Source organism: Streptomyces sp. NPDC002845, assembly GCF_053591955.1.
Map to the genome: position 1 here is coordinate 1 of NZ_JBSFUU010000158.1, position 8987 is coordinate 8987.

At 70.7% G+C, this 8987-nt stretch carries 7 protein-coding genes; 1 reads left to right on the forward strand and 6 read right to left on the reverse strand.

Annotation, left to right across the window (positions count from 1 at the left end):
• Window positions 1-131: 131 nt before the first annotated feature.
• The 5 genes from ACWD3C_RS47120 to ACWD3C_RS47140 form a co-directional block, all read right to left on the reverse strand.
• A complete protein-coding gene (locus ACWD3C_RS47120) occupies window positions 132-1106 on the reverse strand; it encodes a hypothetical protein (RefSeq protein WP_451154749.1) in 975 nt (324 codons plus the stop codon).
• 4 nt (window positions 1107-1110) lie between these two features.
• Window positions 1111-3165 (reverse strand): methyltransferase, FxLD system, encoded by a 2055-nt coding sequence (fxlM, locus tag ACWD3C_RS47125; protein ID WP_451154751.1) that lies wholly within the window; start codon window positions 3163-3165, stop codon window positions 1111-1113.
• The gene (locus tag ACWD3C_RS47130) at window positions 3078-4277 is read right to left on the reverse strand and encodes a lanthionine synthetase C family protein (RefSeq protein ID WP_451154753.1); all 1200 of its coding nucleotides are present in this window, start codon (window positions 4275-4277) and stop codon (window positions 3078-3080) included. Before ACWD3C_RS47130 ends, fxlM begins: the two co-directional genes overlap by 88 nt.
• A gap of 8 nt (window positions 4278-4285) precedes the next feature.
• Window positions 4286-6322, reverse strand: a complete 2037-nt coding sequence (locus ACWD3C_RS47135; protein ID WP_451154755.1) for a lantibiotic dehydratase family protein — start codon at window positions 6320-6322, stop codon at window positions 4286-4288.
• A gap of 87 nt (window positions 6323-6409) precedes the next feature.
• Window positions 6410-6604, reverse strand: a complete 195-nt coding sequence (locus tag ACWD3C_RS47140; RefSeq protein WP_451154757.1) for an FxLD family lanthipeptide — start codon at window positions 6602-6604, stop codon at window positions 6410-6412.
• 260 nt (window positions 6605-6864) lie between these two features.
• Between ACWD3C_RS47140 and ACWD3C_RS47145 the strand changes: the two genes are divergently transcribed.
• Complete coding sequence (locus ACWD3C_RS47145; protein WP_451154759.1) at window positions 6865-8157, forward strand: helix-turn-helix domain-containing protein; 1293 nt, start codon at window positions 6865-6867, stop codon at window positions 8155-8157.
• On the opposite strand, the gene ACWD3C_RS47150 is transcribed toward ACWD3C_RS47145, so the two are convergent.
• Window positions 8143-8775: an HAD family hydrolase gene (locus tag ACWD3C_RS47150; protein WP_451154761.1), complete on the reverse strand. Its 633-nt coding sequence runs from the start codon at window positions 8773-8775 to the stop codon at window positions 8143-8145. The two genes, ACWD3C_RS47145 and ACWD3C_RS47150, sit on opposite strands and share 15 nt — an antisense overlap.
• Window positions 8776-8987 lie beyond the last annotated feature (212 nt).

Here is an 8987-nt window from a genome sequence, read left to right on the forward strand (position 1 = left end):
GACCACCTCGTCAAGGTCGCCAAGCACGGCCTGAAGCTGATCCAGTACCGCCCGCACCTCATCGACGGCTGCCTCACCGAGACCGGCCTGACCATGGGTCCGACCCCAACGTGACCTTGCTACCTCACGCATTAAAGATCAGTACTCAGGTGGGAGCGCACCAGGTGGTGGTTCAGGACGTCGCGGGCGGCGTTGGCGTCGAGGATGGCCAGGTCGACGACGGCGTCCTGCAGGAGGGTGATGGAGGGGCTGGTTCGGTCCCGGGCCAGGTCGAGCGCGGCCAGTCCGACGCGGGCCTGGAACACCGCGGTTGCGGGGTCGGACGGGGTGAGCAGCGCGAGGGCTTCGCGCAGGACGAAGTCCATCTCGGGCTGGGGAGTTGGGGAGCTTGACGGTCGGCAGGAGATCCTCAGGAGGGCCGCGATGGCGTTCTCCCATGGTTCTGCGGGTGCGGTGGAATCGATCATGTCGCGGGCCTGCTGGTCGAGGCCGCGTTCCATCAGCGACATGATCATGATTTGGCGGCCGTCGAGGAGACGGTTGCCGACACCGCGGTGCGCGGTCATGGCTTCGGCGGCCTCGGTCCAGCGGCCGATCCGCGCCAGTGCCCTGGCGCCGTCGACGAGCACGGTGGCCCACAGTTCCCGGCAGACCTTCCGGTGGTCCTCCTCGGTGCGGATCAGGGCCCCGAGGTCGATGTCGTGGTTGCGGATCTGAGCTGTACCGCGCTTCTGTGCGGCGCGGTACAACCGCGTGAGGATGTCGTAGGCGCCTTCGCCGTCGCCTTCGCGGGTCAGCAGCCGGGAGATGTTGATCAGGGGCATGAGCGCCATGACAGCGATGTCGCCTGTGAGGTGTCCGGCGCTGGCGAAGACGCGGTGCTGCCGCCAGCACAGGTCGGCGGCCAGGTCGGGCATTCCGATGTCGGAGGCGATCAGCGCGGCGTAGTTGAGGACCCCGCTGGTGCGGGCCACCAGGTCGTGGTGGCCCGCACCAGCGGGTGCGACGGTCAGCCCGGTGAGGTGGGTGATGCGCGCGTCCAGCGGTAACGCGGGCTTCTTGGGGCGGCGGACCAGCGGGATGCGGCCGGCTATCGCGGGGATCATCGGGTCATCCCTTGCGCGGCCAGTCGACGACGAGGCAGCTGTAGGTCTTGTCGATGACGAAGCGCGGTTCGGCGGCGGTCAGTTGGTCGCGGGCGCTGCCGACGGCCATGCGGAAGGTGGGTTCGGGCCCGTCGTTGCCCCAACTCTCGTCCCACTCGGTGATCTCGGTGGCGACCTGGTCGGCGAGTTCGGTGGCGCGCGGGCCGTGTCCGATGACGCCGATCTGTCCGAACCAGCCCTGCTCGTCCTCGCCGTGGCGCAGGGTCAGGTAGGCCAGGGTGTCGCCGTCGAGCGCAGCCATGGAGCCCCAGGGGAAGTGCGGGGTGAAGCCGGGGCGCTGGCCGGGCATGCGGGACAGGCCGCTGGGGAGCACGGACGCCAGGTACAGGTACAGCCACTCGAAGGGGGCGCCTTTGCGGAACTTCACGCCGGTGTAGACCGTGGCCTGCTTCTGGTCCAGGACGGTGCGGATCGCGTCGCGGTCCACGTTCTGCTCGCTGAAGGTCTCCAGGCGGACGTTGCCCTCTCCGGCCATGGGCACGAGGGTGTAGATGTCGTCGCAGACGCCCTTGCGCAGGGGTACGAACGTGGCCATCTCGCAGGAGACGGTCTTGAAGGTGTCGCCGTCGCGCTCGAAGGCGAAGGAGCGGGAGATGCTGCCGCGAATCCTCATGGGAAGGATCAGGCGCCCGCCGGGGGCGAGCTGGTCGAGGAGCCGCACCGGCACGTCGCCGGCGCCGACGGTGAACTGGATGCGGTCGTAGGGGGCGTGCTCGGGAAGGCCGGCGGCGCCGTCGGCCAGCACGGCGGTCACGTTCGAGGCCCCGGCCTGTGCGAGGTTCTTACTCGCGGTGTCGACGAGGTCCTGGTCGACGTCCACGGTCCACACGTGGCCGCCGGGCACGACCAGTCGGCCGAGGAGGGCTGCGTTGTAGCCGGTGGCGGCCCCGGCTTCCAGGATCGTGTGCCCGGGTTCGGCGCCCAGCTGCTCCAGCTGGGTGGCGACGATCTGCGGCGCGGAGATACAGGAGATCATCTCGCCGTTCTCGTCGTGCTTGATGGGCACGGCGTCCTCGGTATACGCCTTCTGGAGGTCGACGCCGGGGAGGAACCGGTGGCGGTCGGTGTTGCGGAAGGCGGCGGTGACCTCGGGTGTGTGCAGGTGTCCGCTGTCGGTGAGGCGGGTCACGAGTGCTTCGCGCAGGTCTGCGGGGTCGGCGGCGGTGTTCAGGGTCGTCTCCATTCGGGTGAGGCTAGGGGGTTCGGGGGTGGTCTCGGGGCTGGACACGTCGGCTTCATCTCTATCGGCGAAGGCGCCGTGGCGGCCCAGCCACGCGGTTGCGGCCTGCTCGGCGACCGGTACTCCGGCGCGGTTGAAGGCGAAGATTGCGTGATGGGCGAGGACCGCGCGCAGGCCCCGCGTCAGCCGCCCGTCAGCGGCCATCCGCCTCAGCCGATGGCCGGCGTTTTCGAATGTGGCGACGCGGTCGGCCCAGCCGGGCTCGGCGTCCCGTCGCAGAGCGGCGTCGGCGTTCATCAGGCGCTTCATGGCGGCGATGGCCCGCTGGCGCGCAGGGCCGGTGGGCGGGGTGACGGGCGGGCGCAGGGCGCCGAGCTTCGCCCAGACGTCGCCGGTCTCGAACGGATCCAGGCCGGCCGCCCGGATCATGGAGGACAGCAGCAGGACACAGCGTTCTCGGGCACCGGGGCGGCCGGTCTCCGCCAGGGCGGAGGGGCTGTCCGCGCAGAACACCTCGTGCGCGACATCCATGCCTTCGGGGCCGCCGAAGGCGTCGGTCTCCGGCTCGTAGATCCCGCCCACCCAGCCGCTGGCCTGCTGGTCGGCGACGAGGCCGTCCAGCAGGTCGGCTACGGAACGCTCGGTACGCAGGCGCAGCCCACCGTCTTTGCGCAGGAAGTGGAACCGCTGGTTGTGCAGCTCGGAGGACAGTACCTGGGCGACTTCCGTGCTCACCCCGGCACTGCCTGGGAACGAGAGGGTGGCGTGCCACCAGTGTGTCTCTGTGGTGATCGGGAGGTTCTCGTCGTCGACGTCCATCGTCGGGGGCGCTCCTTGTCGGTGGGGCTCGGGTCGGATGGCGGACGGGGGCAGGTGATCAGCAGGGCACTGGTCCAGCCGGTGGTGTTCGTGCCGTCCAGCGCCAGCTGCGCACCGGCGCGGCCTTCCATGAACCCGGGCTTGGGCAGCCGGTCCAGGTCAGCGGCCAGGCGCCGGGTCAGTTCTTCGGTCAGGGGTGTGAACCGGGCCGGGGTGGGGCTGTCGTCGGCGACGGCGCGGGCGACGGTCAGCAGACCCGCCCAGCCGTGGCACAGCGTGGCGTCGGTGATGAGGGCGAGATGGGCCGGATCGGCCAGTGTGCGGGCGACGGTGTCCTCCGCCGCGAGTCGGCGGGCTGGGTCGTTCAGGGCGAGTGCGGCCAGTTGCTGAGTGCGGGCGATGCCGACCCGGCCGTAGCACCAGGACGGGCGGGTGGGTTCCGGCTCGGGTGGCTGAGGGGCGGATAGCTGGTCGTAGGTGGTCCAGTAGGAACGGCCGTACGTATCCAGCCAGCGCGCGAACACCTCGATGGCGTCGTGCTGCCCCGGTACCTGGATGTCGCGCCGGGCGGCGAGGGACGCCACTGCCAGAACACCGGCGATGCCGTGCGCGACACCGTTGTTGCCGTGGCCGCCGTCCATCTCCTCGTCGGCGGGCCCGGCCTGCGACCACCAGCCCGGCAGCTCACGGCCCTCGATACAGACCGGCCGGGAGAGGGAGACCAGGTAGCCCAGTACCTCCTTCAGCAGCGGCGAGGCCGGGCCGCGGGTCAGCAGCAGCGCACCCAGCCCGGCCAGGCCCCGGATGAGGTCGAACTCCGCGGGGTGCGGCAGAGCCCCGGCCGCCTGCCGCCGACGGGCTGCGGCCAGCCGGATGGCCACGATGCGGTCGACCGCGTCGCGGACGGTACGGCCGGCGTGCCCGGCACGGCTGAGCACGAACTCCAACGCCGGGGCGCCGTGGAACAACGACGCGTTGCCTCCGGCGCTCACCCCGCCCGCCACCGCCTCAGCCAGGCTGCTGCGCGCGGCGGCGAGGTCACCGCGCTCGATGTGCAACAGCGCCTCCCCCAGGGCGCCCTCGGACAAGTCCTGTGTCCTGGGCACGGTCATCGGCGCCGTCATGAGCGGGCCCTCAGCGGGACAACGAGGCTGTGGGTCCGCCCGCCGATCCAGCCATCGGCATCGGACGGCGGCACGTCGTGCAGGACCGCGACACCGGTCCGGCTGGCCGCGAGGTGGGCGCGCAACAGGTCCACGTGCAGGTCCTGGCGCAGATCGAGGGGAAGTTGCTGATCGTCCTCGGCCAGCAGCACACGGTCCGGGACGCCGAACCGGCCCCTCCAGGCTCGCAACTGCCCGGCCCATTCCTCCAGCGTCGCGGCTCGGCCGGGCAGATCCCTGTCGCGCAGCTTCCACCGTGCGGCCACCAGGATCGACCGCCGGTAGTGCAGCGCCGGGGTGAACGGCAAGGTCCAGGCCGCGCCCCAGTCGAACCACGTCACCTGCGGCGCCCCGGCGCGGCTGATCTCGGCCAGGAACCGGGCCAGCGGAGGGGTGCAGTTGTTCCACAGAAAGTTGATCGCGGTCGGCGCGAGCAGCTCCAGGTGCGTACCCGTCGCGGCCTCGGTCAGGTAGAGACGGCCGTCGCGGCAGCCCACGGCCAGATCGGACGGGAACAGCACGCCCTGTGTGCGGTGCCGGAACTCGCCGACGCTGACCAGCCGGGGCAGCACCCGCGGGGCGCGCGTGAGCAGATCCACCGGGAGGCGGCCGGAGTGGAAGGACAGCTGGGCTCGTTCCGCGCCGGGCTCGACCGTGGGCAGAGAGGCGTACGCCGCACCAGCGCCGGGAAACAGGTACCAGAACCGGCCCGTCATCGAGCCGGCCGCGCGGGAGACGGTGGATACCCGAAGCCGGAAATCCCCGCGGTCCACAGCGCGCGCCGAGCCGGACTGGACCTGCGCGCACACCTCGAGGTGGGGTGGGGTGACCTCGGGCTTTCCTGCGGCGGCCTCCAGCTCCTCGATCATCGCGTCGGACAGGACCACCGACCGGCGGCCTTCGACGGCCGCGGTGCCGGCCAGCTCCAGAAGCAGCCGGTCTCGCCGCGTCATCGGGCGGGGAGGCGCGGACACGTGCCCGAACCCTTCGGGAAGGCCCAGGCCCCGCTCGGGGTCCGTCACCGTCTCCAGCGGCACCTCGACGCCCTCGCCATAGCGGTCGGCGAACCGCTCGGCATAGTGCCGCCATTCCCGGGTCCCCGCCGGATGCATGGCGAGCCTGGTCAGGGCCGTCGCAGCGGTCTCCGCCTCCGTCCACACCGCCTTCGGCAGCCGCACCGTGGCGTCCAGCCGCAGCTCCGGGGCCGCCGGGTTGTTCCGGGCCCCGTCCCGCAAGGCGGGCGGCAGGGCGTCGGCCGGGTCGACGACAGTGGCGGGCGCGCGCAGCGAGGACCGCAGCAGTCGCACCTTAAGCAGCTGCGCGAGCAAGCCGGTGCGGTGGTGGGCGGCCGTGTCCGGGAACTCGGCGGCGAGCTTGTCTGCCAGGGCCGAATACCGGATCGGTACGCGGGCCGCATCCAGCACCAGGGCAACCGCGGGCGTCAGCGCGAGGGAGAACTCCGCGGCGCCCTCGGACGGAACGTGGACGCGTCCGTTTCGCTGCTGAGCGAGGTTGTTGACGCAGACCTCGACGTCGTCCATCCGCTCCCCGTCCGCCTCCCATCGGCTGATCGCCGCGTCCAGCGCCACCGGCTCCGGCCGAGAGGCAGCCTGGTGCCGGTCCCCGAAGCGCACCTCGGTCCTATCGGCGAACCCGGTCAGGGTGACACCGGCGAAGAGGCCGAACGGGGTGGAGCGGCGCGTGTACCGGATCGCGTACCGGGCGGTGGCCAGTGCCGCCCGTCGCACCCGGCGTACCTTCGGTGAGCGTCCGTCGAGGATCGACGTCACCTGGCGGGCCAGATCCGGGCTGGCGAGAGAGACGGCCTTCCGGAAGGTGTCATCGGCCCACACGGTGGCCAGCCACGAACGCCAGTGTTCGAGCGAAGCGGCAGGCCCGGGCCAGGGCGGCATGTCCGGCCCGGTGAGGTTCACCGCGGCCCGCAGCATCCCGTCTCCGGCGGCCTGGTACAGGCTGTGCCGTTGACGTGTCATCACCCACACTCCGTTCTTGCGCGAAAGGTGCGGGGGTGCGGCTCTGACGGACGGCTCCGTCAGACCCGCACCACCGGACTGGACTGGCTACGACCCGGAGTTGGCGCAGGCGCTCGGGCAGGACGTGCCACAGTTGTCGCCGGTGCTGCACATCAGCACCGTGTCGGCCGCCGGCGTGTTCTCCACGAAGGTGATGTCGAGGTTGAACGGGTCGGACCCGGTGTCGGCGTCGGCGGACGGCTGCGGCTCGCCGCTCCGCTCGACGGTGGTCGGCATGCTCATCTGATTGCTCCTGATCCTCGCGGGAAGGGAACCATGACGTGCGCTGTGCAGCCGGCGGCGTGGTGTCACCGCGCGGCCTGGCGCCGTCGGGTGGCCACGGGGCCACCCGACGGACCGTGGGTTCGGCCGCTCACGCGAGGTCTCAGGGAAGGACGAACGACCTCGCTTTGCGTGCCGAGCTGAGCACACACCGGTAGCAGCCGGGAGACAATGACGTGGACCGATCCAGCACCGATCCCAAGCACAGGAGGCCGTCCGCGATGCCCGATCAACTCCGCGACGATATGCGGGAGGCGCGCAGGGCATCCGGCATGGCGTGGGCGAAGTTCGCCCGTGAGGCGGGATTCGGCGAGGCGTACCTGCGCAACGTGGAGAACGGGAACAGGTCGGTGACCTCGGGTGTTGCCGCCGCCTACGACAGAGTGCTGCACACCAACGGCACCTTCGCGGCGGAGCTGCACGACACCGGTTCGACGGCCGCCAAGGCCGTGCCGTGGGACCAGCCCGGGAGCCTGACCGTTCTCGCCGACCTGTTGAAGGGGAGCAGTGTGGATCGTCGAGGTTTCCTGTCGGCCGGAGCGGCGCTCTCCGTCTCGGCGAGCAGCTGGTCCAAGGCCCTGGAGCCGATCCGGACAGACGGCCCGTCCGCCGCTCTCCCCAGCGGTCCGGCGCTGTTAGCCCATGTCGACGATCGCCTTGACCATCTCCGGCACCTCGATGACGAGCTCGGCAGCGGCGAGGTGTACCAACTGGCCCGCAGTGAACTGTCCTTGATCGTCAAACTGATCTCATCGCGCCGCTACGACGGCCGGACCGTGGACTACTTGCATGCGATGGCGTCCGAGGCGGCGCGGCAGGTCGCGTGGGCGGCCTTCGACCAGAGCCGCCCCGGCGTCGCACAACGCTTCTTCGACGGCTCCCTCCGGGCCTCCGCCGAGGCCGGCGATCCGATCAGCGGGGCCTATGCGCTCTCGTTCGCCGCGATCCAGTGCTACTCCACCCCCGGGCACGCGGGCAGGGCGGTATCGCTCCTTCAGACGGCACAAGAGCAGGTGAGGCGGAAGGCGACTCCGCGCATGCACGCCATGCTGGCCGCCCGCACCGCCCGCGCACTGTCGAAGACCGGCACGAAGAAGGAGTGCGCCCATCAGCTCCATCTCGCCCGCGCGGCGCTGGACAAGGGGCCACACGATGACGACCCGAAGCCCCTGTACTGGGTGGACTTCGGCGAGATCGAAATGATCGCCGGCTCGGCCGCGCTGCAGCTCGGAGACCCGGCCGAGGCACTGCGCCGCTTCGAGGCCGCCATGAAGGCGGCCTACCCCGGCGACGAGGAGTACCCGCGCAGCAACGCGATCTACCTCGCCCGCGCCGCCGAAGCACATCTGGCCCTGCACGACCTGGACGCCGCGGTCACCACCGCACGCCACGCAGCCCGATGCCTCGGCTCGGTGGACTCCGCACGCTCAGCCTCCGAACTGAAGGGCCTCCGCGAGAAGCTGGCGCCCCACACCGCTCACACGGCGGTGCGCGAGTTCCTACAGGTCGGATAGACCCAGCACGTCGCGCAGCCGCTTGGCCGCCACCTTCTCGTCCAGCGCCAGCAGCGGCGTGATGCCCAGGCGGTGGGCGGCGGCCAGATTCTCTTCGCTGTCGTCGACGAACAGGCACCGCTCGGCCGGCACCCCGAGCTTGTCGAGCACCAGGTGGAAGATGGCGGGGTCGGGCTTGCGTACCCCGTGATCCGCGGAGAGCACGACCTCGTCGAAGGTGCCGTGCAGGTCGAACCCCGCATAGGGGTCGTACGGCTCCCGCCCGAGGCTGTTGGACAACACCGCGGTCTTGATCCCGGCAGCGCGTGCCTGCCGCGCGGCCTTGAGCACCTGGTGCGCCGGGAAAGCGTCGTGGAGGTAGCGGGCCATCAGGTTGTCGGGTGACACACCGATCAGGGCGGCGAACCCGCTGTTCCAGTCGCTCTGGCTGATCTTGCCGAGTTCGAGCCGGCGGAAGATTTCCTGCCCCCGTGGGTCAGCCCAGGCGCGAAGGAAGGTTCCCCGGGCGAGTCGCTCACGGTCCTCGAAGTAGGAGATCACCTCGACCATATTGAAGGTCAGGACCCCGAAGAAGTCGAAGATCACGCCGTCGAACCTGGGCTTTGCGGTCGTCGCCATTCCCAAAGCCTACGGCCGGTAGGGAAGTTGCAGCAGCCCCTCGTGCGCGGCCCGGGCGGCGCTGATCCTTACCGCAGTGGCCGGGCTACGGCGCGGCCGGGGCCCGTGGACAGCCCACTAAGTGGTCTGCGTCATAAGTCCTTCGGGGGTTGACTTCGGAGCTGGTTGTTGGCGTGTTCGCGGTCAGGTGCCGAGGCCGGTGAGGTGAAGGT